The sequence below is a fragment of the Blautia sp. DFI.3.45 genome (genome assembly GCF_020593505.1).
Taxonomy (GTDB): domain Bacteria; phylum Bacillota; class Clostridia; order Lachnospirales; family Lachnospiraceae; genus Blautia_A; species Blautia_A wexlerae.
Genome location: NZ_JAJDMI010000033.1, coordinates 1 through 25,224, shown reverse-complemented (window position 1 = coordinate 25,224; position 25,224 = coordinate 1). Strand labels below are relative to the sequence as shown.

Here is a 25,224-nt window from a genome sequence, read left to right as displayed (position 1 = left end):
ATGAAGTTGCTTAATGTAACTGGAATACTACGGTTTCGTAAGGTTTGAGTACAAGTGTTCCAATTCCGTATTCAACTTCGTTTTCGCCGTAATTGGAAATGATTACGGGAGTGTTGCACGGTAATTCAATATCTTCAGCGCCATAATGGAATTTCTGCATGGATGCAGAGAAATTATGCACTGCCAGCCATGTCTCGTTCTGCCAGCTTCTGGTGTAGGCGATAACCGGTCCCTCTTCCGGGCAGCAGAGTTTGAAATCTCCATGAGCCATTATCGGGTGTTTTTTGCGTAGTGCGATAAGATTCTGGTAGAATCTGAAAACGGAAGAGTCATCATTCATCTGGCTTTCTGCGTTAATGAGTTTGTAGTTTGGATTGACACCCAGCCACGGAGTATGCTCAGAAAATCCGCCGTTTGGACTGTCGTTCCACTGCATAGGCGTTCTTGCATTATCACGGCTGATACTTCTGGATTCTGCCAGTGCTTCTTCAGGAGAAGCTCCCTGTTCGATCATGGTTTTATAATAATTGCGGGTATCAATGTCATTGTAATCATCGATAGATGGGAAGGTAACATTGGTCATTCCCAATTCTTCGCCCTGGAAAACAAAGGGGGTACCGGGAAGTGTGTGCAGATAACATGCCAGCATTTTTGCAGATTCTGACCAGAATTCTCTGTCATTTCCGTAAAGGGAAACCTGACGCGGTTTGTCGTGATTACTTAAAAATCTTGCCCACCATCCGTCTTTTTTCAGGATTTCATAATCTTTCTTAAGATCACGTTTCATTTTCTCTGGTGACCATGTCTGGATTTCAACAATCGGAGGGACAAATGGAATAGCCATGTTAAATTCTTTGCTTGCTGCGCTGGAATAGTTGATGGCATCCTGTTCATTGTTGATATTAACTTCTCCTACACTCATCAGATTGTCGGGAGTCATTGTTTCTGCAACCATTTCACGGATGTAGCGGTGGGTTCCCTCCAGATTTACACACGCTACAGTACCAAGGGGTTCATTCATATCTGCACGTCCGTCCAGTCCTTTGTCAAGATAACTGATGGCATCAATGCGATATCCGTCAACACCTTTCTCATTCCAGAAACGGATAATATCAAAAATTTTCTCTTTAGTTTCCGGATTATCCCAGTTCAGATCCGGTTGTTCTTTAGCAAAGAAATGGAGATAGTATTGTCCACGTTCCGGAACATATTCCCAGGCGCTTCCGCCAAATACGGACATCCAGCAGTTGGGTGCGCCTCCGTCCGGTGCAGGATCACGCCAGATATAGTAATCACTGTAAGGATTATTGCGGGATTTCTTTGATTCTAGGAACCATTTATGTTTATCTGAAGAATGGTTCAGGACCAGATCCATGATAATGGCGATGCCTCGTTCATGTGCACCGTCGCGGAAAGCATCCCAGTCTTCCATAGTTCCGAATTCTTCCATGATCGCGAAGTAATCAGAAATATCGTAACCGTTATCCACATTCGGAGAAGCATAGACAGGAGACATCCATACTGCATTGATGCCAAGCTCCTTCAGATAATCCAGCTTCTCAATCATTCCCTTCAGATCACCGATTCCATCATTGTTGCCATCTTTAAAACTTCTTGGGTAAATCTGGTAGATCACCAGATCTTTATACCAGTCTTTTTTGTGCTTCATATGTACATCCTTTCGTCTTTTTGCATAAATAAAATCTAAAATTATTATATTGTATTGTGCAAAAAAACGCAATGAAGAAAGCGAGATTATTTTTGATAATAGTAATACACACTCTGGACATATCAGATTGTACAGAAAAAAGAATTGTGATAGAATAGGCGCGTAAAATATGTTACTGTACATAAGACAATGAAAGACGGAGAACAGAATGAACGCAAATTTTGAATATTATAAAGTTTTTTATTACGTATCAAAATATGAGAATCTGACAAAGGCAGCATCAGTATTAAAGACCAGCCAGCCGGCTGTGACCAGGACGATACATAATCTGGAAAATATATTAGGGTGCAGACTGTTTACCAGAAGCAAAAGTGGCATGAAACTGACTCCTGAGGGAAAGATTTTCTATCAGTATGTAGCAGCAGGCTGTGCTCAGTTTTTCAAAGCCGAGGATAATCTTAATAATCTGATCAGCCTTGAGAACGGGACCATTTATATCAGTGCAACAGAGACAGCATTGCACTGTTATTTGTTCGAGGCAGTCAGAGACTTTAATATTCAATACCCGAATGTGCATTTTAAAATTCTTAATAACAGCACTACAGATTCTGTAAATGCCTTAAAAGAGGGTAAAGTAGATCTTGCAGTTGTATCTGCTTCTTTACAGTTAGCAGAGCCACTGAAAATGAAAGTAGTGCGAAAGTATAGGGAAATTCTGATCGGAGGCAGTCGTTTTGCGGAGCTGAAGGGGAGGAAGACTTCGTTGGAGGAACTTTCAGCCTATCCATGGATCAGCCTGACTTCCGAGGCAATCAGCAGGAGATTTTTGAATGAGTATTTTTCAAAAAATGGACTGCAGTTTTCGCCGGATGTAGAGCTGGCGACTACAGATATGATTCTCCCGGCAGTACGGTATAATATGGGAATCGGATTCCTGCCAGAAGAATTTGCCGGAGATGATCTGGAATCCGGAAAGGTTTTTGAGATAGATGTAAATGAAACACTTCCGGAGAGAAGCATTATTCTGATCCATGATACAGAATATCCTCAAAGTATTGCATCTAAAGCATTCCAGAAGTTTTTGGCAGAACGGAAAGAACAGAACCGCTGAAATAGAAAAGTCATCAGGAAATCCACATGATGTGAATCCTGATGACTTATTATATTTATAAGGAATTTATCATCTGTTAGACGGATTTATTTATGCCACTCCCAGTTTCGAATCTCTTCCAAATCCTGGCCATATTCAGCAATATACTGTTTGTGCTCAACAAGCTTGTCATTCATCTTCTGGATTAAGAAGGAACCTTTGTTTCCAAGCTGTGGAAGATGCATGATGGCATCCTTTACAAGATTGAAACGGTCAATCTGGTTCTGTACACGCATATCGAATGGTGTAGTAATAGTACCTTCTTCCTGATATCCGTGAACAGAGATATTGTGGTTGTGACGCTCATAAGTAAGCTCATGGATCAGTGTTGGATATCCATGGAATGCAAAGATGACAGGTTTATCTTTTGTGAAGATTGCATCATATTCTGCGTCACTTAAGCCGTGTGGATGTTTGTGGTCAGATTCCAGTTTGAACAGGTCGACAACGTTAACAACACGGATCTTAAGTTCCGGCATTTCATCACGAAGGATAGTAACTGCAGCCATGATCTCAAGTGTAGGTGTATCACCGCAGCAGGCCATAACAACGTCTGGTTCTTCACCACAGTCATTGCTTGCCCACTCCCAGATACCGATACCCTGTGTGCAGTGCTTAACAGCCTGCTCCATGGTCAGCCACTGGCAACTTGGATGTTTGGAAGCTACAATTGCATTAACATAGTTCTTACTCTTGATGCAGTGATCGAAGCAGGAGAGTAAGCAGTTAGCGTCCGGTGGTAAGTACATACGAACTACGTCTGCTTTCTTATTGGCAATGTGATCCAGGAATCCAGGATCCTGATGAGTAAATCCGTTGTGGTCCTGCTGCCATACGTTGGATGTCAGGATGAAGTTCAGGGATGCGATGGGCTGTCTCCAGGAAAGCTGATTGCAAACTTTCAGCCATTTTGCATGCTGGGCTGCCATGGAGTCAACGATACGGATGAAAGCTTCATAGCTTGCGAAGAAGCCATGACGACCTGTTAACAGGTAACCTTCCAGCCATCCTTCACACATATGCTCACTGAGCATACTGTCCATAATACGTCCGTCTCTTGCGAGGCAGTCATCAGTATCAAGCATTTCTGCGTTCCAGTCACGTTTCTGATATTCAAATACTTTGTACAGACGGTTGGACATGCTTTCATCTGGTCCAAAGATACGGAAGTTCTTGTTTTCTTCATTCAGTTTGAAGATGTCGCGGATGTATCCGCCAAGTTCGATCATATCCTGAGCTTTTGTTTTGCCAGGCTGTACTTCAATACCGTAATCGCGGAAGTCCGGAAGACGAAGATCTTTCAGAAGAAGTCCGCCATTTGCATGTGGGTTGGCACCGAGACGTGCATTTCCCTTAGGAGCCAGTTCAGCCAGTTCCGGGATCAGGCGTCCGTTTTTATCAAACAGTTCCTGAGGACGATAGCTTTCCAGCCACTCCTTCAGAAGTTCAAGATGTTCCGGTTTTTCCATAGTGATCGGAACCTGATGAGCACGGAAAGAACCTTCAATCTGAAGTCCGTCAACAACCTTAGGACCTGTCCATCCCTTAGGGGTACGAAGGATGATCATTGGCCATACCGGACGTTCCGGATTATTGTTCTCACGGGCGTTCTTCTGGATTGCTTTGATTTCTTCGATCACTGTGTCCATTGTTTCAGCCATCTTCTTGTGCATTGTCATTGGGTCGTCACCTTCAACGAAATATGGTTTCCAGCCACAACCCTTGAAGAAGCATTCAAGTTCTTCATGAGAAAGACGGGAGAAGATAGTCGGGTTGCTGATCTTATATCCATTTAAGTGAAGAATAGGAAGTACAGCACCGTCTGTGATCGGGTTCAGGAATTTGTTGGACTGCCAGGATGTCGCCAGAGGACCAGTCTCAGCTTCACCATCACCTACAACAGTAGTTGCGATCAGATCCGGGTTGTCAAATACAGCTCCGAAAGCATGAGCGATGGAGTAACCAAGCTCGCCACCTTCATTAATGGAACCAGGTGTCTCCGGTGCGCAGTGGCTTGGGACTCCGCATGGGAAGGAGAACTGTTTGAACATTTTCTTCATACCTTCCTCATCCTGGCTGATGTTAGGATAAACTTCGCTGTAAGAACCTTCCAGATAGGTGTTGGCAATCATGAAGTTTCCGCCATGTCCAGGACCGGAAAGCAGGATCATATCAAGGTCATAACGTTTGATGACACGGTTGCAGTGTGCATAAACGAAGTTCTGTCCCGGTACAGTTCCCCAGTGACCAACAATTTTTTTCTTGATCTGATCCATAGTTAATGGCTCTCTCAGAAGCGGATTGTCGAGAAGATAGAGCTGTCCGGCAGACAGATAGTTAGCTGCACGCCAGTAAGCATCGATTTTGTCAAGCATTTCCTGGTTTAAAGGCTGTTTTTCCAGACATAATTTGTTGTCTTCCATTTTCTTACCTCTTTCTTTGTCTTTGATGTGTATAACTTAAGATGTTGAAGATATCTGTATAAGAAATTTTCTGATGGTAGTTAATGATAAACGTTTCTCAACAGATAAGTTGGAGTGTTACTTTGTTATTTTTTAACCGAACACATCCTATCATATCAGAAATGAAACGTAAAATAGAAATATTGCATTGTAATTATAAGTTTTTGATATGGATAAAAAATAAGCTCCTTCTGATGAAATGCGGAGCAGTTATTCGGTATAGAGCTGCGTAGCGAAGCAGATTGTGAATATCCGCTTGACGACAATTCTCTGAGTGGAAATGATTGGTGTTTAATATGGAAGATGACAAAAAGAACTAAGCAATGATTAGTAATTTTCACGAAAAAATGGATAACATGAAAGTTGTATTGCAATTTGCACAAAAAATAGATATAATAAAAAAAACAATTGCGCATAAGGTATAGAAAAACTGCTTATATGTACACTAGTACAGCGTTTCGTAAATAACTATACCAATCACGTAGGATGCGGATTCGAGTGTGCTGGTATAAAAACGCAGACGTAGCGGGCTACGCTGAGGCTTTTAGACCTGTGCAATCGGATTCGCAGACAAGTGAGTGGTATAGTTATTTCGAAAACGATGTACTAGATAAAGTATAGGCGGTAAAAGTGAAGAATGGCGAAGGAGACAAGAATCATGGGAAAAAGAGCAGCAGGAATATTAATGCCGATCAGCAGTCTTCCATCAGACTATGGCATCGGATGTTTTTCCAAAAGTGCATATGAATTTGTAGACTGGTTAAAGGAAGCCGGACAGACTTACTGGCAGATTCTGCCATTGGGACCGACCAGCTATGGAGATTCTCCATATCAATCTTTCTCTACATTTGCAGGTAATCCATATTTTATTGATCTGGATACACTTGTGGAAGAAGGAGTTCTTGATAAGAAAGACTGCGAGAAAGTTAATTGGGGAAAGAAGCCTGATGAGGTAGATTATGAAAAAATCTACAAAGGCCGTTATCCTCTTCTGAGAAAAGCATACGAGAACAGTGATATCAGCAAGAATCCTGACTATCAGAAATTCGTAGCAGAGAACAGCTGGTGGCTGTCAGATTATGCTCTGTTTATGGCAGTAAAAGACCGTTTCGAAGGTGTAGAATGGACCAAATGGGCTGAGGATATCAGACTCCGCTGGAACAATGCCATGGATTATTATCGTGAAGAACTCTATTTTGATATTGAATTCCAGCAGTATATGCAGTTTAAGTTTTATGAGCAGTGGATGAAACTGAAATCCTATGCAAATTCAAAAGGAATCCAGATCATCGGAGATATTCCGATTTATGTTGCCATGGACAGTGCTGATGCATGGGCACATCCGGAGTTGTTCCAGTTGGATCAGGACAATGTACCGCTGGCAGTAGCAGGATGCCCTCCGGATGGATTTTCTGCAACCGGTCAGTTATGGGGAAATCCGCTGTATCGCTGGGATTATCACAGAAATACAGGATATCAGTGGTGGATTTCCAGAATGAGTTACTGCTTCAGACTGTATGATGTTGTGCGAATCGATCATTTCCGTGGATTTGATGAATATTTCTCTATTCCATACGGAGATAAAGATGCAAGAGGCGGACACTGGGAAAAAGGTCCCGGAATTGATCTGTTCCGTAAGATTGAACAGGCGCTTGGATGGAAGCAGGTTATCGCAGAGGACTTGGGATATATGACAGATTCCGTACGTCATCTGGTATATGAGAGCGGATTCCCGGGAATGAAGGTTCTGGAATTTGCGTTTGACTCCAGAGATTCCGGATGTGCCAGTGATTATCTGCCACATAACTATCCGGAGAATTGCGTGGCGTATACAGGAACCCATGATAATGAAACTATCGTGGGATGGTGGAATAGCATCACAGCAGCTGAGAGAAAACTGGCGAGAGATTATCTGTGTGATCATGCAACACCGGAAGAAGAACTGTATAAGTGTTTCATCAGTCTGATCATGCGCAGTGCTGCGCGTGTCTGCGTTATCCCAATGCAGGACTATATGGGACTGGACAACAGATTCCGAATGAATAAACCATCTACAGTTGGTATGAACTGGAAGTGGAGAATCAAGAAGAGAGATCTTACAAAGAAACTCCAGAAGGAAATATATGATGTGACACTTCGTTACGGACGTAAGAACTGGGATTAAATACATAATGAAATAATTGGAATAATGACAGCGTTTCGGATATAAATAATATTTGGAACGCTGTTTTTTTAACCGAATCAAGCAGTTATTTGGTTAAAAAGCAACGAAGTGGTTGGTTTTATCTGTTTTGTTTTATCCAGTCAGAGTTATTTGTCAGAGGGAGAAAAAAAGGACAGTTTCGCAAGCTCTTTATTTTTGTATGAAAAAGAAAACATTGAAATTGTTTTGGCGGGCGTACAATTGAAAAAGAAATGCATTGATTTTCGGGCAATGTCTGATAAAATATTAACCAGAAAAAGCAAAAGGACAGATTTTCAGGAGGGAAAATAAATGAACTATAACAGATTAGAAACCAGTCTGATCGATGTGATCAAAGAGGAACAGGCGAAGCTTGGATATATGAAGGAGAAGATCAGCCTTTATTATCCGCTCAGTTCCCTGAATCATTTCTTTGGCAATGAGACGGATGCTGCAGGCATGATGGAGATTTTAAAAGATTTTCCTTCTTATATAGAAGAGAAATTTGGTGAAGTAGCAGTATCACACAGAGGAGATCGTTTCTGCTTTACTGTTTCGGAAAAAGCTTCCGAATATGTACATAATAATATGAAAGAGAATGAATTCATCAAGGCATTGATCGAACTGGTCGGCAGACATGGATGTACGATAGATGAAATTAAAGAACTGTTCCATTCTTATTCAGATAAAATCATTACTGAACCAATGGATAACGAGGAGTTTGATGTGATGATCCGCTTTGATGATGGATCAGATCCTTATTATTATTGTTTTAAAGATGAAGGATGCCATATCATTTACCACAGATTTCTGCCGGAAGACTATGCAGATTTTGGATTCTGATAAGAATGAGTGAAAAATTTTCCAACTGTCGGATCAGCCAAAATATATGTGATATTTGCAACAAAAGTATGTTATTTTTTTGTCAAATATCAACAAAAATAAGTCGAAATTCTATATTGACAGATAGTCTCAATAATGGTAATTTTTATTTGATTTAATGTTTTCATTTATAGAAACAGGTAACATTTTATTACATTATTTTACAGGAATAAAATAGATAAAATTGAGTTGACAGTTTGGAGGGAAAGATTAAATGAGAAAAACCAAAATTATCTGTACAATGGGACCGTCTACTGATAAGGGCGATGTTATGGAGCTGCTTGTGAGAGAGGGAATGGACGTAGCACGTTTCAACTTCTCACATGGACCTCACGATGAGCAGAGAGGCCGTATCCAGAAACTGAGAGAACTTCGCAAGAAATATGACAGACCTGTTGCAGCACTTCTTGATACAAAGGGACCGGAGATCAGACTTGGATGCTTCAAGGATGGCAAGGTTTCTCTGGAAGAAGGACAGATTTTTACATTTACAAATAAAGACATTGAAGGAACTAATGAGCGCGTAAGCATTACTTATAAAGAGCTTTATAAGGATGTGCAGCCGGGCGGACATATTCTGGTTGATGATGGACTTGTAGACCTGGAGGTTCAGGACATCTCAGGAAAGGACATTGTCTGCAAGGTTATTAATGCAGGTGTGATTGGCGACAAGAAGGGTGTCAATGTTCCGGGTGCAAACCTGAAGATGCCATTCATCAGTAAAAAAGACCATGATGATCTTCTCTTCGGTATCCAGGAAGGATTTGATTTCGTTGCAGCATCTTTTACACGTACTGCAAACGATATCCGCGAAGTAAGAAAAATCCTGAAAGAAAACGGCGGTGAAGAGATTCAGATCATTGCAAAGATTGAGAACCAGCAGGGCGTTGACAATATCGACGAGATTATTGAAGCAGCAGATGGCATCATGATCGCCAGAGGTGACATGGGTGTTGAGATCCCGCCGGAATATGTACCTGTTATCCAGCAGAAAATCATCCAGAAAGTTTACACAGCAGGAAAACCGGTTATTACAGCAACACAGATGCTTGACTCCATGATCTCTCATCCGAGACCAACCCGTGCAGAGGCTACAGACGTTGCCAATGCGATTTTTCAGGGAACAAGTGCAACTATGCTTTCAGGAGAAACCGCAGCTGGTAAATATCCGGTACAGGCACTTCAGATGATGAGCCGTATTGCAGAACATATGGAGCAGAATATTGATTACAATACAATCTTTAAGAAAACAGACAGAAATGAGAATCCGGATATTACAAATGCAATCGCACATGCAACCTGTCTGACCGCAATCGACTTGAAGGCCAGTGCAATCCTTGCAGTGACAAAATCCGGAAGTACAGCTCATATGATGTCCAAACACAGACCAGGATGTCTGATCGGTGCATGTACAAGCTCTGAGAGAGTTCTTCGCCAGCTGAATCTGTCCTGGGGTGTTTACCCGATGCTGATCAAAGAAGAATACAGTTCTGAGATCCTTTGCCTGAGAGCAATCGAAGCAGCACAGAAGCATAAACTTGTAAAAGTTGGCGACACTATTGTATTTGCCGGTGGTGTACCGCTTGGAATTCCGGGAAGAACAAACCTGATCCGCGTCTGCACGGTTGAGTAAGTCAGGAAAATATCAGTAGTTGAAGTGGGAAACTTGCCTGATTCGATAAAAAATAGTATTTTCAGAAAATATAAGATGTAAAAGACACAGGGGTCTGCCGTCAGAAAAGTATGACAGAAAATATTTTCTGACAGCAGTCCCTTGCTTGTGTTAGAGGAGAGAATTGTTATGAAAACAAATGAGGAAGAAGATTCGAGACATATTTTCAGAGGAGAGCTGGCATTGGTGATAGCAGTCATGATCAACAGTCTTGCTGTTATTCTGATGCTGTATTCTGGTTCAGGAATATCTGCCATATCCAGTGTTCCTTATGCATTTGAAAAAGTATTTCCGGTAATTACACTGGGAACATGGACTTATATTTTTCAGGCACTTCTGATCTTAAGTCTGATGATACTGAGAAAAAAATTTGTACCTGCTTATCTGTGCAGTTTTCTGGTTGGATTTGCATTCAGTGAGTTTTTGGATGTTAATGAGGCATGGATCAATATCCTGCCAAAGACAATTCCACTCAGAGTGTTATATTTTGTGATCAGTTATCTGCTGATCTGTATAGGGATCGCACTTTCTAACAGATGCGGTCTGCCGATTATTCCTACAGATCTGTTTCCTCGTGAACTGTCAGAGATTATAAAGGTGAAATATTCTAAGATCAAGGTTTCTTTTGATGTGATCTGTCTGATGATTACTGCCTGTATGACAGGGCTGATTCTGGGGCATATCAACGGACTGGGAATCGGAACAGTGATGGCGGCATTTACCATGGGAAAAGTAATTGGATTGATTGGTGATGAGATGGATAAGCACTTCCGGTTTGTGAATTTCACTCAGCACTGTTCACTTCATGTACAGTAACAGAGTTTCTTCATTGCAGGATTTTTCTTTCTATGATATACTTGACGCATTATAGAAGTAAAGATATCATAAGAAATCTGTGATGGAAGTATGTTGCAACTCTGGTATCTGAAAATAATATATTAAGGAATAGTGATGCAGATTATGAAACGGTTGCTCATAAAAAACAAAAGAAAGCTCTGGCTTTGGTTTCTGCTCCTTGTTTTTTTGTTTCTGGCATGCAGAGCTGCTTACATTACAGGCAGCAAAGCAGAACAGACCAGAAATAATGAAGTAGAAGAAAGGCAGGCAGATAGTCGGTCAATACCGAATGAAATGGAGATATTATGTTGAATCAATTTTCAAGAACAGAGCTTCTTCTGGGAAAAGAAGCAATGAATAAACTGGAGAACTCCCGTGTGGCAGTGTTTGGAATCGGAGGGGTTGGAGGATATGTATGTGAAGCATTGGTCAGAAGCGGTGTGGGGACCTTTGATCTGATCGATGATGACAAAGTATGCCTGACGAATCTTAACAGACAGATTATTGCCACCAGGAAAACTGTTGGTCAATATAAAACAGAGGTGATGCGGGACAGGATCCTGGACATTAATCCGAAAGCAGATGTGAGAATCCATAACTGTTTTTATCTTCCGGAGAATGCTGCTGATTTCGATTTTAGTGAGTATGATTATGTGGTAGATGCTGTGGACACAGTGACTGCGAAGATTGAACTGATCATGCGTGCAAAGGAGGCAGGGACTCCTGTTATCAGCAGTATGGGTGCCGGAAATAAGCTGGATGCCAGTGCGTTTCGGGTGGCGGATATCTATAAGACGAAGGTGTGTCCGCTGGCGAAGGTTATGCGTAGAGAGCTGAAGAAGCGTGGTGTGAAGAAACTGAAGGTTGTTTATTCAGAGGAACAGCCGATCAGACCAATTGAAGATATGGCGATCAGCTGCAGGTCGCATTGTATTTGTCCTCCGGGTGCTGCGCATAAGTGTACGGAGCGCAGAGATATTCCGGGGAGTGTGGCCTTTGTGCCGTCTGTCGTCGGGCTGATTATTGCAGGAGAGGTTATTAAAGACCTGACTGCGGAGTACAGAAGATAAGAAGTGTTTATTTTGAGATGTGTATGGTGTCAGAAATGGTATGGTACACATCTTTTTTTGCGGGAAATATTTTGAATTGGATTGATGGATTACCTGTTAGAGTGTATAGAATTGTTATATGAGAAAAAGTCAAAATAACATAAAAATTTATAGGATTTTCAAAATATAATGAAAGAAAAAAGAAAGAATCTGTGATACACTGTCATTATTGATTGATAGAACTGTGAAGGTGCAGAATTTGGTGAATGAGAATGCCTGAACGATATCAGCGTAATAAATTGTTACTGCTTACTCCGTTCTCAGTAACTAATAAATTTCAGATTGGAGGATATCATATCGAATGAAAACAAATTACAACAGAACAGTGCAGGCCTGTTTTATCGGATATGTAGTGCAGGCCATTGTGAACAATTTCGTTCCTCTGCTGTTTCTGACATTTCAGGGCAGTTACGGGATTTCGCTGCAGAAGATCACACTTCTGGTTACTTTTAATTTCGGGATTCAGTTGCTGGTAGATCTGGCATCGATTGGATTTGTGGACAGAATAGGTTATCGTGCATCTATGATCCTGGCACATGCAATGGCGGCTGCAGGTCTGATTTTGCTCACAGTATTGCCGGAGTGCCTGGGAGATCCGTTTGTGGGACTTCTCATTGCAGTTATGATCTATGCCATCGGAGGCGGATTGCTGGAGGTGCTGGTAAGTCCTGTGGTGGAAGCCTGCCCTACAGATAATAAGGAAAAAGCAATGAGTCTCCTTCATTCCTTTTACTGTTGGGGACATGTGGGAGTGGTACTTCTTTCTACATTATTCTTTCGTATTTTCGGGATTGCAAACTGGAAATATATGGCGCTGGTGTGGGCATTGATTCCCATTGCAAATGGAATCTTTTTTACCAGAGTTCCCATTGCTCCACTGCTGGATGAGGGTGAAAAGGGGCTGACTATGGGAGAGCTTTTTAAGAAAAAAATCTTCTGGGTTCTGATGTTAATGATGCTCTGTGCAGGAGCCAGTGAGCAGGCGGTAAGCCAGTGGGCTTCTACTCTGGCTGAGAAAAGCTTTGGAATCAATAAAACTATCGGAGATCTGGCAGGTCCCATGGCGTTTGCAATTCTTATGGGAAGTTCAAGGGCATTTTATGGAAAATTTGGAGATAAAATCAATCTGGAACGCTTTATGCAATACAGTGCAGTTCTGTGCATGGTTTCCTATCTGATGATCGCATTTATCCCGGTACCTGCGTTGGGAATCCTTGGATGTGCGGTTTGCGGTCTGTCTGTAGGTATTATGTGGCCGGGAACCTTCAGCATGGCGGCTGCCTCAGTAAAGCGTGGCGGAACAGCCCTGTTTGCCCTCCTTGCCCTTGCTGGAGATGTGGGATGCTCATCCGGACCAACCTATGTGGGGATGATTTCAGGAGCACTGAATGATAATCTGAAACTTGGAATCTTTGCGGCACTGATTTTCCCTGTGTTGATGATAATGGGGATTAAGATGATTGGAAGTCTGCAAAAATATGATTGAGATATATTAAAAAGTATGGAACGATTAATTTTTCATATTGATGTAAACAGCGCATTTCTTTCCTGGGAGTCAGCCAGAAGGGTAAGCCAGGGAATACCGGAGAAAATGTGGCCACTTCCTGTCCGTAACCTGTTATTTCTGGGAAAAGCCTCCGAGCAGAAGCTTCTGAATCAGGGAATCCGTACTATTGGTGATCTGGCAAGGGAACGGGAAGCAAATGTACAGCTCTGGCTTGGAGAAAAACCAGAGCACAGATGAAAAATGAAGACAGACAGGAAGAATAAAAGCGCAGAGATGATACTTTTTCTCTGCGCTTTTATAGCGGACTGTTATACATATTTCAAAAATTCTTCATCCTGGATCCGGGAAGTATGGATGGCATTTTGGATAGCCTGAGCCATGACTTCTGCGGCGAGAGTTCCTGCCATATTGATATCTACAGAAACATCGCCAATGCTGGCAGCATAGATGGAATCGCCGTCAGCCATAGTTGCTACAGGATTGATGCATCTGGCATAGGCACAGCGGGTCATAGAGGCAATTTTATTCAGTTCAGCCTTTGAAAATGCCCCATTGGTGATCACAGCCCCGATGGTGGTATTGCCGGTAAACTGGTCATGAGGTGTCATAAAGCGGTATAATTCGTGGACACTATCCAGAAACCCGCTTCTGTCAGGCGTTTTCAGCCCTGCGATTTTCTGACCATTTTGTGGACTAAAGATATCTCCCAGTGCATTGACAACGACAATTGCGGCCATCTGGAAATTTCCCACTGATACAGCGGCAATACCAAGACCTGACTTCATGGATTGTTTCATACCGTAAAGTTTTCCCACAGTTGCACCGGTACCTGCGCCGATATTCCCGGTTCTGGCATCTGTTCCTGCAAATGCCTGACGGCAGGCTTCTTCGCCCATTTTTGCAGTTGGACGTATTTTAGGATCTCCGTAAGAGAGGTCATAGATACAGGACTGGCATACAAGAGGAACCAGGGCTGCACCGGTGTTATAACCGATATTTTGTGATTCCAGATAGTTCATCACACCGTCAGCAGCAGCCAGTCCATAAGCAGAACCTCCGGACAAGACAATAGCATTGATGGGATTGTCGGCAGTGACAGGAGAGGTGAGAGGAGTTTCTCTGGAAGCAGGGCCGCCTCCGCTTATATCGCAGCCTGCTTTTGCTCCATTTGGAAAATAAAGAACAGTTACACCGGTCTTCGCATCATGGTCAGAAGTATGACCGATGCGTAAATTTGAAAGCTCTGTAATAGAAATCTCTTTTAATAATGACATAAAAATCTCCTTTATTATGTGATAGCAATTCTATGAAATACTGAGAGCAATCCAGCCCATCAGAATGTGAAGTACTGCGTCAGATATTTTCCTTGTCTTTCGCACTCTGCTGAACTGTCTTGATTGCATTATTTTGTGAGATTGCTATAGATATTAATTGAATCAGGTAGGATTTCTGTTTTAAATGTGCCAGATAAAAAAACCTGACTACGGTGACAATGTAGTCAGGTTTTTTGGAAAAGGCTGTTCTTTTAAAGATTATGCACGTTTCAGTGCCACAGAAAGTGCCTTGGAAACGATACTTCCCACTACAAAGCAGAAGCCCGCTTCGATCAGTCCCTGAACGCCCACAAAAGCAGCAACGAAGACAACAGGATTGCTTACTCCAAGACTGGAAACAATACCCTGAATGTAATCTGTGTTGTAGAAGAAGAGACATAAAAAGCCCATGAAGAAGAAAGTATTCAGTAACGGGCATGCCAGTGAAGCAACGTAATAGGAAAATTTCTTCGCCGGTGATTTATATAATGCTGCGAAAATAAGTCCTGTGATCCATCCTTCCAGCACACGTGCCACGATACATACAATAAAAGTGCCAAATGGATTAATGTTAAAAAGTGCAGCAGCGAAAGCTGAACTTCCTGTGACAGCCATATAGAAGCTGGTTGCACCGAAAGCAAGTCCGCATACAGCACCACCTTTCGGTCCGAGGATGATAGCTCCTACAGCTACCGGGATGGTGAGAAGAGTGATGGATAAGCCGGGAGTACGAAGGTAGCCCAGCGGGGTAAAGGACATGAGCAGAATAATGGCAATCATCATAGCCAGCTCTACCATGTAAAGAGTGCTGCTTCTTTTTGCGGCAGCTGTTGTAGTAGTTGTTGTTGTGTTCATATGAATTCTCCTTTTGGTCTGATAAAACGGCGCAATGCGTCCCCTGCTTTTCAGACAGTTTAGAGTATGGGGATCAGGCGTTATGAAAAATATACATCAGAACAAAAGATATGAAACAAGAAATATCTTCCGGTAAAAGTTTCCGGTGTGTAGACGCCTTACAGGTCGCCTCACAAATTTAACCAGACTGTGAAGTGGATGACTTTATCCACCAGACTGTCAGATGTGGAAATCAGATGCATTTTCTTTCGAATAACGCTCCCGTAAACAATAACACATTTGATTAAAAACTGCAATATTTTATAGTATGTTTGAAAATAAATACAGGATATAGAGACGTTTCTATATTCTGCAAAAAATATTGATTATGAGATTTAGCGTTCCATCATGCTGATGGATTCAATTCCCACACTTCCACCACGTACTACTTCGATTCTGTGGAATTCTTCCTTGATCAGTTTGACAACTGCATCATTCTTGATGGCTGTCTGGACAAATTCCAGAAGCAGGCTGTCTTTGCCGTAGTCAATGACTTTTGCCTTGAAGGTTTCTGCAATCTGAAACAGTTCTGCTTTATCTTCCCTGGAGCAGTTGAAAACCTTGATATAGAGAATTTCTTTCATTCTGACAAATACATCTGTGAAGTCGATTACCTTGATAACCTCGATTATGCGGTTTAACTATTTTTTGATCTGTTCAAAGGTTTCATCATCGCTGACTGTTGCGATAGTCATTCGGGATACTGTAGGATCCTCGGTGGTTCCTACAGTAAGACTGATCTATCAAGAGATATGTAAATGGTTAAGTGAGTTTTGTTAATTAAAATGTACTAAAATGTCGTCTTTTTTGATAAGAAATTATAGAAAATAAACAAAATAACACAATGCAAAAAACAATGCATAAAATAAAAGAATGTCCCTTTGAGGAACATTCTTTTAACGTGTCTGAAGGAAAACTTTTAATTTGGGAAGCTGGTTGTTAAGGATAAGAGTTTCCGGAAACATGAGCTGGTGAACGAATTCTTCGGCATAGGTGAAATCTCCAACATGTTCTTTTCCGTGGCTGTCGCTGGACAAAATAACAGGAAGCTGATATTTCTGACAGAGATACAGGATTCTGGCTGCATTGGCTCTTGTGTCTCCCCGATATCCTCCGGGTGCGAGGGAAGCTTCGTTTATTTCAAAAATAACATTTTCCCGTAAAGCTGCTCTTGCCAGCGTTTCATAATCTACAGGGAAATGTGTATCGTCGCAGTGGCCGAGTATTTTTACAGCAGGATGTTTTATTGCATTGATGTAAGCTTCTGTATTCTGAGATACAGAGCCTGAACGGTAGTTCTGCCGATGCATACTGATGATAGCGTAATCCAGGTTGTTCAGCAGTTCATCTGACAGATCTGTATGTCCTGCACTGTCCAGGATGTTTAGTTCAACTCCGTAAAGAATATCTATGCCGAATCTTTTTCTGGGATAAAAAGGAAGGCTTCTGAAATAAGAAGAAGTTCCGGAAGCCAGAGTTCCCGGGCCGTGGTCAGAAATCCCAAGGAGTTTCAGTCCTTTTTTGCTGGCTGCTTTTGCCATGTCAGAGATGGTACAGGTGGTTCCGTGACCGCTGGCGATAGAATGTGTGTGGATGTCAGAAAGATACATTGTTTGTCTCCTTTCCAGAGCGGTTTCTATATATGATAAGAGCCTTACGGAAGATGCAAAGCTGCTGTTTGATGGTACATTCGTTATATTCAAGTATGACAGATGAGGATTTAAATGTCAATGAGGAAACAAAATAAAAACAACTGAAATACAACAAAAATCAAATAAAAAGCAACACAAATAAACGGCTGATACATGTTAAATTATGTTGACTTCGGGAAAATGAGAAGGTATAATGGAACTATATGAAAACACGGGGGCTTATTGCTGATCAATGACAGCGATGGCACTGTTTGCTTATGTGTAGACAGTTACTTCATGAGAAAGGAGTAACATGGAAAAATTTCAAACATCAGACATTCCCGGAATTCTCTTATGAATGGCTGGAGGCTGAACTGGATACTGGTATGATTCCACAAATATGGACAGCGAAGAAATTGCTCCTAATCTTTATGACTAATCGATAAGTATATATCGAGAGGAAATGAATCCTCAGAATTAAGTAAAAAAAGTTACCGGGAACAATGTGACCGGTAGCGAAATACAGACGCCGCACTGCCGTATGGCAAGTGCGGCGTTGTTGTTCAAAACTCTGATAGCAGAGTGAAATCAAACAAATATAAATACAGTAACAGCTCAGACAAGATGATGCAAATAAAGACACTTTTTTGGACAAACGAGGTTCTTACCCTGGAGAGCAGATCAGGGTAAAATGAAATCATCAGATATGAAGAGCGCAATTCATATATTGGAGGAAGAACAGTGAAAAGTACGGAACGGTTAATTTTTCATATTGATGTAAACAGTGCATTTCTTTCCTGGGAATCAGCCAGAAGGGTGAGCCAGGGGTTGCCGGATCTCAGAGAAATTCCTTCCTGTGTAGGAGGAAATCCAAAGAAACGGACAGGTATCGTGGTTGCCAAATCTATCCCTGCAAAAAAATACGGGATCCAGACCGGCGAGCCAGTAGCTATGGCTCTTCGGAAATGTCCCAATTTGGTGATCGTTCCCAGTGATTTTGAATTATACGATAAATGTTCCCGGGCATTTAAAGCAATCTGTGCTTCCTTTGCACCTGTGATGGAATCTTTTTCCATTGATGAGGTATTTCTGGATATGACAGGTACTTCTCTGATCTATCCTGACCCTGTAGCTGCTGCTCATGAGCTGAAAGACAAGATTCACAGAGAGCTGGGATTCACAGTAAATGTAGGAATTTCTACCAATAAGCTTTTGGCAAAGATGGCATCAGATTTTCAAAAGCCGGACAGAGTACACACTCTGTTCCCGGATGAAATCCCGGAGAAAATGTGGCCTCTTCCTATCCGTAATCTGCTGTTTCTGGGAAAAGCTTCCGAGCAGAAGCTTCTGAATCAGGGAATCCGTACCATCGGTGATCTGGCAAGAGAAAGAGCATCCAATGTGCAGTACTGGCTTGGGGAAAAAACGGGACATCAGCTATGGCAATATGCCAGAGGTATCGATGATTCCCCTGTAAAAGCAGTGCCTGATGAGGCAAAAGGTTTCAGCGTGGAAACTACTTTTAACGATGATATTACTTCCATAGAGCAGGTGTTTCCCATACTTTTGGAGCAGTGTGATGTTCTGGCAACCAGAATGCGCAGAAAAGATAAGAAATGCAACTGTATTTCCGTGACTTTCCGTACTTTGGATTTCAGAAACCGTTCACACCAGACAAAGCTGGAAAATGCTACAGATCTTACAGATGAAATTTATATAAATGCTACAAGACTTTTTAAAGAATTCTGGAAAGGACAGCCGCTACGTCTGATTGGTGTGGCACTGACAGGCCTTACAGATGGCACTTATGAACAGATGTCTCTGTTTGAAGATACAGAAAATAAAGAACGCCACAGAAAGCTGGATGCAGCTATGGATGAGATCCGGATGAAATTTGGAAATGATAAGATCACCCGTGCCAGTATTATGAACAGCAATGCACGGATTGGGCGAAAAGCGAAAGCACAGATGAAAAACGAAAAGATGGAAGAACCGTAAGTAAAGGGAGGACTGAGCATTAAGAACAATGCGACAATCCTCCCTTTATAAAAATTTCAGAAAAAGTTTTATCGTTCCATCATACTGATAGATTCGATTCCTACACTTCCTCCACGTACCACTTCAATTCTGTGGAATTCTTCCTTGATCAGTTTAACAACTGCATCATTCTTGGTGGCTGTCTGGACAAATTCCAGAAGCAGACTGTCTTTGCCATAGTCAATGACCTTTGCCTTGAAGGTTTCGGCAATCTGAAACAGTTCAACCTTATCTTCTTTGGAACAGTTAAAAACCTTAATATACAGAATCTCTTTCATGCGGACAAATACGTCTGTGAAATCAATAACCTTAATAACCTCGATCATACGGTTCAACTGTTTTTTGATCTGCTCAAAAGTTTCATCATCACTGACAGTTGCGATCGTCATTCGAGATACTGTGGGGTCCTCGGTGGTTCCTACAGTAAGACTGTCCAGATTGTAGCTTTTTCCGGAGAAAAGTCCGGAGATTTTGGACAGAACACCTACCTGGTTCTCAACATAGAGAGAAATCCATCTTTTTTTCATTCCTTTATCCATAATAATTTTCCTCCTGATCAACAGTCCATAATCATATCTTCCAGAGTTCCGCCTGGTTTGATCATAGGATAAACCATTTCCTCAGGGTCAATGATGAATTCAATTACTGTAGGTGCCTTTGTGTTCTTTTTTGCTTCCTCGAAGGCTGCTGCAATTTCCTCTTTTTTTGTGACACGGATTCCTTTTGCCCTGTAGCTCTCTGCAAGTCTGATGAAATCCGGTGTGTACTGTGGATATTCCATGCCTTCAGTGCGGCGGGAAAGTGCTCCTGCGCGCAGATTGGTCATAGCATAGCGTTTGCCGTAGAAAAGCTTCTGCCACTGGCGTACCATTCCAAGATACTCATTGTTAAAGATACACAGGATAACCGGAAGCTCCTCCAGAACTGCAGTTGCAAGCTCCTGAATGTTCATCTGCACACCGCCGTCACCGGAGATAACGATGACAGGTCTGTCGGGATTTCCGATTTTGGCTCCGATGCCGCCTGGAAGACCATAGCCCATTGTTCCCAGACCACCGGACATGATCATCTGTTTGCCCTCTGTGATTTCCGCATACTGGGAGACAAGCATCTGATGCTGTCCTACATCTGTTACGATAATACTGTTCTCAAATTGTTCGTTGATCTCTTTCAGGATATCCATCGGACTTAAAAGATCATTTGGACGCATTTTAAGCGGATGCTCTTCTTTCCAGTTTTTGATCAGGTTAAGCCACTTGTCCGTTGAACATTCCTGGACGTATTCGTTCATTTTGGTGATAGCCTCTTTTGCATCAGCAACAATGGGGATATCTACCTGAATGTTTCGGGAAATGGATGCTGTATCAATATCAATGTGGATAATCTGGGCATGTGGTGCAAATTCATGAAGTTTTCCGGTGATTCTGTCATTGAATCTGGTTCCGATGGAGAACAGCACATCGCAGTTGCTGACTGCCATATTTGCTGCATAGGCACCATGCATGCCAAGGTTTCCGATATAGAGTGGATGGTCTGTGGGGATAGAGCCTTTTCCCATTACGGTTGTGACAACCGGTACTTTTGTCTTTTCCACTACTTCCCGGAAAATTTCATGGGCGCGGGAGATTACTACACCGCCGCCTGCCAGGAATAAGGGACGTTTTGCTTTATTTAAAAGTTTGATGGCACGTTTGAGCTGACCGATATGGACATCTGTGTTGGGCTTGTATCCGCGGATGTTTACATTTTTAGGATACTCAGCGCTGCCAAGTTCTGCCATTACGTCCTTTGGAAGGTCGATAAGGACAGGTCCCGGACGGCCGGTGCGGGCAATGTAGAAGGCTTCTTTGATAATTCTGCCAAGGTCTTCACGTCTGCGGACAGTAACGCCGTATTTGGTGATGCTTCTGGTGATTCCTACGATGTCTACTTCCTGAAATGCATCGTTGCCGATGAGGTGGCGGGCTACCTGGCCGGTGAAGCATACAAGAGGTACGCTGTCATAGTTGGCGGTTGCAAGTCCTGTTACAAGGTTGGTTGCTCCGGGACCGCTGGTTACCAGACATACGCCGACTTTGCCGGTGGTTCTGGCGTAGGCGTCGGCTTCGTGTACAAGGGCCTGTTCGTGACGGGGGAGGATGATTTTGACATCGTCCTGTTTGTAGAGTTCATCACTGATGTCGATGGTACAGGCTCCGGGGTAGCCGAAGAGGTATTCTACGCCTTCTTCTTTTAAGGCTTTGACTAAGAGTTTGTTGCCGGATATTTGTTTCATATTTTGGTAAACCTCCTTTGTGTATGTGTATAGGACGCTCAGAAATTTATTTGTTTGGTGTGCGGTTTCGGAGCCTAGTACATCGTTTCGTAAATAATTATACCAATCGCGTAGGATGCGGATTCGAGTGTGCTGGTATAAAAACGCAGGCGTAGCGGGCTACGCTGAGGCTTTTAGACCTGTGCAATCGGATTCGCAGACAAGTGAGTGGTATAGTTATTTCGAAAACGATGTACTAGGAACTCTAAGTGTCTGAAAATCTGCTAAAACCGTTCAGAAAAATCTCAAACTCGCCGCAGATGCGGCTCAGACAGTGAGATTTTTCTGAACAACGCAGATTTCCAGGCACTAAGAGTTACTACGACTCCTGCAAATGCACCCGAAAACAAATAAATTTCCGAGCTGTGTGTTGGCCAATACAGGGGGCAGAATGGCGCTGCGCTGATTCTGCCGAGTGTGGGGTGGCGGGTTTGATGTGACAGATTAAAGCAAGCACGAACGACTTTTTGACCCTGATATATAAATATAGTAAAAAACGCCCTGGGCTTGTTTGCCCAGGGCGAAAATGTTTTCCGCGGTACCACCTGTATTCAGAGTCTGGCTCTGCACTTTGTCAGTACTGATATACTGTGTTCCTGTAACGTGGAACTGACGTTGAAGCCTACTTGGCATGTCCGTTCAGGTCTTGTGGATCAGACGGGATATACGGTTTGGTTCACTGCTCGGGGGCTACTTCCACAATTCGTTCACGAAAGCTCGCACCGACCGCTTTCTCTCTGTGCTTCCCGGAGTTGTGTACTCCTCCCTGTCATGGCATTTGGCTGATATGAGGTATTCATTGTCCGAATAGGGTGGACAAATGTTTTCTTGGGTTACATTATACATTTATAGAGAGGAAATTGTCAACCGGGTTTTGGATAATTGCTATAAAATTTATGTTCCTGAATGAATTTTGGCTACGTTACTGAGAACGGAGTGAACAGTAATGTAATTGACAGATTTCTATATTGCTGATATAAAAAATAAATAATACAGTTGTTTGGAAGGAGGGGACATATGGATTATTTATCGAATAATGTGGCGGTGAATCTGAAGAGGATTCGGAAATCCAAGAGTATGAGTCTGGATCAGGTGTCTGAGCAGACGGGGGTGAGTAAGAGTATGCTGGCTCAGATTGAGAGAGGGACTGCCAATCCTTCTCTGGGTGTGCTGGGGAAGATTACAAGTGGTCTGAGGATAGAGTTTCAGGAGCTGATACAGCCGCCGAGAGTGGACTGTTGTCTGGTGACACCGGCAGAACTGGTTCCTACCAAGGAGATAGCAGGACAGTACAGGGTATGGACCTGTCTGCCTTATGAGGATACCCGTCTGGTGGAGGTGTACCGGATCGAGGTGGAACCGGGTGGTGTTTATATCAGTGGTAGCCATGGGGAGAAGACAAGAGAATATCTGGCTGTTATGGAGGGTGTGCTTACTCTGGAATGTCATGGTGAGAAGTATGAAATCCACAGAGATCAGGTGTTTAAGTTTGAAACGGATCAGGAGCATGTCTATCGGAACACAGGGAAGGAGAAAGCCTGCTGTACCTGTTTTTTTCTGGATTATCATTGATGCAGTTGTATCAGGAGTTTTGTTGCTGAAGCGGTCTGCCGCAGGTGGATTACCATAGTGTAGAACTGAGTAGTGAAGCAGGTGATTTTATCCGAAGTATGAGTGTAAAATGTACAATATAATGCACAAAATAATGAAAAAGATACACCAGAAAATGAATATCTGAAAAGAAAGGATGTATGTAATGGTTTGTCAGTCTGCCATTTCATGAAGAGGCTGTGTTGTTATGAATTGTTGAGAAACCTTTATTATCGCACGAATATGCAGGAAATATTGGATATACAATAAGGAGAACACAGAGCTTTCGTTACTGTTCACTCCGTTCTCAGTAACGATCTTTCTGTAAAAAATGTAAATGTTCAAAAAAACATGTTGACAAATCATAAGGGCAGTGATATTGTAAGGATGTACAAAATAATACACAGAAAAAGTTAAGCAAAGGCGCTTACCCATACGGGTCAGTTTGTCTTTGCTTTTTTTATTATCTTAAGGATGCAGGAGGGCACAGCTATGAAATTAAAAGACACAGGATTAACTTTTCAGGACATTAAGGACAAAGTAAACAAGTACATGATCGAGACTTATGAGAGATTTGATTTCCTTGCAGAGACAGCAGAGGGCATGTACATTTATGATGAGAATAAAACTCCATATCTTGATTTTTACGCAGGTATTGCAGTAAACAGCGCAGGAAACTGTAATCCGAAGGTTGTAGCTGCTGCAAAGGATCAGTTAGATGATATTATGCATACATTCAACTATCCATACACAATCCCGCAGGCGCTGCTTGCTGAGAAAGTCTGTGAAACAATCGGAATGGACAAGATTTTCTATCAGAACTCTGGTACAGAGGCTAACGAGGCAATGATCAAAATGGCCCGTAAATATGGTATTGAAAAGTATGGTCCAAACCGTTATCATATCGTAACTGCAAAGATGGGATTCCATGGAAGAACCTTTGGTGCCATGTCTGCAACAGGTCAGCCGGGTAATGGATGCCAGGTTGGATTCGGACCTATGACTTATGGTTTCTCCTATGCACCGTACAATGACCTTCAGGCTTTTAAGGATGCATGTACAGAGAACACAATTGCCATTATGGTTGAGCCTGTACAGGGCGAGGGTGGCGTACATCCTGCAACAATGGAATTCATGCAGGGACTTCGTAAATTCTGTGATGAGAACGATATGCTTCTTCTGATCGATGAAGTACAGACAGGATGGTGCAGAACAGGTGCTGTTATGTCCTATATGAATTATGGTATCAAACCGGATATCGTATCTATGGCAAAGGCTCTGGGCGGTGGAATGCCAATCGGTGCCATCTGTGCAACAGCAGAGGTTGCAAAAGCTTTCACAGCAGGTTCCCATGGAACTACATTCGGCGGACATCCGGTAAGTTGTGCAGCTGCACTGGCTGAGGTGAATGAGCTTCTGGACAGAGATCTGGCTGGAAATGCAAAGAAGGTTGGCGATTACTTTGCAGCTAAGCTTGAGAAGCTTCCTCATGTAAAAGAAGTAAGACATCAGGGACTTCTGGTAGGTGTGGAATTTGATGATACTATCGGCGGAGTGGATGTAAAACATGGTTGTCTTGACAGACATCTTCTGATCACAGCTATTGGAGCGCATATCATCCGTATGATCCCACCGCTTATTGTTACAGAAGAAGAGTGCGACAAAGCTGTAGCAATCATCGAAGATACAATTAAATCTCTGGAAAAATAAAAATCCGGCAACGGAGTGATACAGTAAGGACAAGGGCGTCACGAATTATATTCGTGCGCCCTTTTATGATATCAGGGACAAAAGGTCAAAAAGTCGTTCGTGCCTGCACGATAAGACTTTTGAACTTGGGACCTGCCAAACATGAGAAAGTAGCGATTTACATAGCAAATCAGCGGATTTCGAATGTTTGAGAATCTGATAAAAATTTGATAGGTAATTGCGAAACTCGCGGTGCTCGTTCGTAACCTTGAACCAAAACAAGGAA

At 42.5% G+C, this 25,224-nt stretch carries 18 protein-coding genes, 1 pseudogene and 1 other annotated feature; of the genes and pseudogenes, 11 read left to right on the top strand and 8 right to left on the bottom strand.

The genetic code is table 11. The features are described from left to right. Window positions 1-10: 10 nt before the first annotated feature. Window positions 11-1,669: a glycoside hydrolase family 13 protein gene (locus tag LJE09_RS11920; protein ID WP_227311361.1), complete on the bottom strand. Its 1,659-nt coding sequence runs from the start codon at window positions 1,667-1,669 to the stop codon at window positions 11-13. A 208-nt stretch (window positions 1,670-1,877) separates the two neighbouring features. Between LJE09_RS11920 and LJE09_RS11915 the strand changes: the two genes are divergently transcribed. Next, the gene (locus tag LJE09_RS11915; protein WP_022381354.1) at window positions 1,878-2,780 is read left to right on the top strand and encodes a LysR family transcriptional regulator; all 903 of its coding nucleotides are present in this window, start codon (window positions 1,878-1,880) and stop codon (window positions 2,778-2,780) included. Between the two features lie 86 nt (window positions 2,781-2,866). On the opposite strand, the gene LJE09_RS11910 is transcribed toward LJE09_RS11915, so the two are convergent. Then, window positions 2,867-5,242 (bottom strand): phosphoketolase family protein, encoded by a 2,376-nt coding sequence (locus tag LJE09_RS11910; RefSeq protein ID WP_008706824.1) that lies wholly within the window; start codon window positions 5,240-5,242, stop codon window positions 2,867-2,869. Window positions 5,243-5,939: 697 nt separating this feature from the next. On the opposite strand from LJE09_RS11910, the gene malQ reads away from it, so the two are divergent. From malQ to LJE09_RS18455, 7 genes are all read left to right on the top strand, one after another. Next, on the top strand, window positions 5,940-7,445 hold the full coding sequence (malQ, locus tag LJE09_RS11905; RefSeq protein ID WP_117676532.1) for a 4-alpha-glucanotransferase: 1,506 nt from the start codon (window positions 5,940-5,942) through the stop codon (window positions 7,443-7,445). 330 nt (window positions 7,446-7,775) lie between these two features. After that, window positions 7,776-8,306: a DUF3877 family protein gene (locus tag LJE09_RS11900; RefSeq protein ID WP_118575069.1), complete on the top strand. Its 531-nt coding sequence runs from the start codon at window positions 7,776-7,778 to the stop codon at window positions 8,304-8,306. 253 nt (window positions 8,307-8,559) lie between these two features. Continuing rightward, complete coding sequence (gene pyk / locus LJE09_RS11895; RefSeq protein WP_173701809.1) at window positions 8,560-9,978, top strand: pyruvate kinase; 1,419 nt, start codon at window positions 8,560-8,562, stop codon at window positions 9,976-9,978. 168 nt (window positions 9,979-10,146) lie between these two features. Continuing rightward, a complete protein-coding gene (locus LJE09_RS11890) occupies window positions 10,147-10,833 on the top strand; it encodes a DUF6198 family protein (protein WP_022381358.1) in 687 nt (228 codons plus the stop codon). A gap of 326 nt (window positions 10,834-11,159) precedes the next feature. After that, the gene (locus tag LJE09_RS11885; RefSeq protein WP_025577599.1) at window positions 11,160-11,924 is read left to right on the top strand and encodes a tRNA threonylcarbamoyladenosine dehydratase; all 765 of its coding nucleotides are present in this window, start codon (window positions 11,160-11,162) and stop codon (window positions 11,922-11,924) included. A 340-nt stretch (window positions 11,925-12,264) separates the two neighbouring features. Then, on the top strand, window positions 12,265-13,449 hold the full coding sequence (locus LJE09_RS11880) for an MFS transporter (protein ID WP_025577598.1): 1,185 nt from the start codon (window positions 12,265-12,267) through the stop codon (window positions 13,447-13,449). A 15-nt stretch (window positions 13,450-13,464) separates the two neighbouring features. Next, window positions 13,465-13,707 (top strand): hypothetical protein, encoded by a 243-nt coding sequence (locus tag LJE09_RS18455; protein ID WP_330594552.1) that lies wholly within the window; start codon window positions 13,465-13,467, stop codon window positions 13,705-13,707. Window positions 13,708-13,778: 71 nt separating this feature from the next. Here LJE09_RS18455 and LJE09_RS11870 read toward each other — a convergent pair whose 3' ends face one another. From LJE09_RS11870 to LJE09_RS11855, 4 genes and pseudogenes are all read right to left on the bottom strand, one after another. Continuing rightward, window positions 13,779-14,744 (bottom strand): P1 family peptidase, encoded by a 966-nt coding sequence (locus LJE09_RS11870; RefSeq protein ID WP_025577596.1) that lies wholly within the window; start codon window positions 14,742-14,744, stop codon window positions 13,779-13,781. A 258-nt stretch (window positions 14,745-15,002) separates the two neighbouring features. Then, complete coding sequence (locus LJE09_RS11865; protein ID WP_025577594.1) at window positions 15,003-15,638, bottom strand: ECF transporter S component; 636 nt, start codon at window positions 15,636-15,638, stop codon at window positions 15,003-15,005. 374 nt (window positions 15,639-16,012) lie between these two features. Then, window positions 16,013-16,414: pseudogene (ilvN, locus tag LJE09_RS18850) on the bottom strand (acetolactate synthase small subunit); the annotation flags it as partial. Window positions 16,415-16,573: 159 nt separating this feature from the next. After that, window positions 16,574-17,287 carry a phosphatase gene (locus LJE09_RS11855; protein WP_022381364.1) on the bottom strand — a complete coding sequence of 238 codons (714 nt, stop codon included), beginning with the start codon at window positions 17,285-17,287 and terminating at the stop codon, window positions 16,574-16,576. A 762-nt stretch (window positions 17,288-18,049) separates the two neighbouring features. Between LJE09_RS11855 and LJE09_RS11850 the strand changes: the two genes are divergently transcribed. Then, complete coding sequence (locus LJE09_RS11850; protein WP_118338912.1) at window positions 18,050-19,306, top strand: DNA polymerase Y family protein; 1,257 nt, start codon at window positions 18,050-18,052, stop codon at window positions 19,304-19,306. 68 nt (window positions 19,307-19,374) lie between these two features. On the opposite strand, the gene ilvN (LJE09_RS11845) is transcribed toward LJE09_RS11850, so the two are convergent. Together ilvN (LJE09_RS11845) and ilvB are read right to left on the bottom strand one after the other, a co-directional pair. Further along, the gene (ilvN, locus tag LJE09_RS11845) at window positions 19,375-19,884 is read right to left on the bottom strand and encodes an acetolactate synthase small subunit (protein ID WP_022381366.1); all 510 of its coding nucleotides are present in this window, start codon (window positions 19,882-19,884) and stop codon (window positions 19,375-19,377) included. A gap of 17 nt (window positions 19,885-19,901) precedes the next feature. Continuing rightward, window positions 19,902-21,620, bottom strand: a complete 1,719-nt coding sequence (ilvB, locus tag LJE09_RS11840; protein WP_022381367.1) for a biosynthetic-type acetolactate synthase large subunit — start codon at window positions 21,618-21,620, stop codon at window positions 19,902-19,904. A 552-nt stretch (window positions 21,621-22,172) separates the two neighbouring features. Continuing rightward, window positions 22,173-22,441, bottom strand: a binding site (T-box leader). A 235-nt stretch (window positions 22,442-22,676) separates the two neighbouring features. Between ilvB and LJE09_RS11835 the strand changes: the two genes are divergently transcribed. Beyond that, a complete protein-coding gene (locus tag LJE09_RS11835) occupies window positions 22,677-23,231 on the top strand; it encodes a helix-turn-helix domain-containing protein (RefSeq protein WP_026649022.1) in 555 nt (184 codons plus the stop codon). Between the two features lie 510 nt (window positions 23,232-23,741). Then, a complete protein-coding gene (locus LJE09_RS11830; protein WP_008706795.1) occupies window positions 23,742-24,959 on the top strand; it encodes an aspartate aminotransferase family protein in 1,218 nt (405 codons plus the stop codon). The last annotated feature ends 265 nt before the right edge of the window (window positions 24,960-25,224 follow it).